This window comes from Bartonella sp. AD328YNZD (genome assembly GCF_042196425.1).
Genome location: NZ_JBHIQG010000580.1, coordinates 1 through 1,030, shown reverse-complemented (window position 1 = coordinate 1,030; position 1,030 = coordinate 1). Strand labels below are relative to the sequence as shown.

Below are 1,030 nucleotides of genomic sequence, written 5' to 3'. Positions count from 1 at the left end.
ACCTCTATGGGGATGTAAAATATTGCCTAAATTATTGAACATTCTATTATAAGAAGTATTTTGATCTTTTTCTTCAGTGGTTTTTGTCTATAGGGTAAATTTTCTTTGATGCGTAAATGAATGACTTTGATTGATTCAAAATTAAGAAAAACTTAACGATATTAGGCTCGCTACATTTAATATTTATAATGATTAATTATTATTATAAATCAATATGTTACATTTTATAGAGCCTATGACAAGGAATCCAGAGACTTTGTGTGCCTTAAGCGTTGTAAATAATTGAGATTCTTTGTAAATCAAACAGAGATGTTGTGAAAAAACAAGAGGTTATGTTATTTACAGGAAAGCTTTGCAAACTTTATTGAACAATATGTCCGTGAAGAGTTTATTGCGAACATGTGCCGTTCTGTTATCTGATAATAAATTGCTGTAAAGAGCTCATAAAATTTTTCCTTTAAGTTTTTGTGTGATTGCATGATCGTTGGGGGTTCACTTCCGAGGGGCTATATTTTTCAATTTTATAACAGGACGAACTATTTTTCTGTAAGACGTGAAGATTTAAGGAGTGATCATTTTACGCTTTTGTTTTCTTTTTGATTGGTCATTTGTGAATTTTTTTGGGAAAAATATTTAATGTGGTTAAAAACATTTTATGCGTGTGTGGGAGAGAAATAAAAATGTGTCTTAATTGTTGATAAGAGTGTCAATGTTTTTGATGAACAAATTTTAGTCGTAATTCTTAGTATCTAAATAGGGAGTTTATTGCATTTTTTAACAGTTCGTATCCTAATATGTTGTGATGCGCAGTGGTCTTTTTAAGCAAAAAAGAAAGGGCTTTTATGTATCAGATTGATTACAACAGTTATCGTTCTGTCAAGAGTTTTAGTCGTCGCGTTCATTTTCTCGTTATGCATTATACGGCTATTGATTTTAAAGCCTCGATTATGGCGCTTACAGGAGAAAAGGTTAGTGCACACTATCTTGTTCCTGATCCTTCAGAGCAGACATATCGTGAGGCAGGCTTTAA

Annotated in this window: 1 pseudogene; it reads left to right on the top strand. The window is 31.7% G+C overall.

Annotated features, from left to right (window positions below):
* Positions 1–842: 842 nt before the first annotated feature.
* Positions 843–1,030: pseudogene (locus ACFIO3_RS13815) on the top strand (N-acetylmuramoyl-L-alanine amidase); the annotation flags it as partial.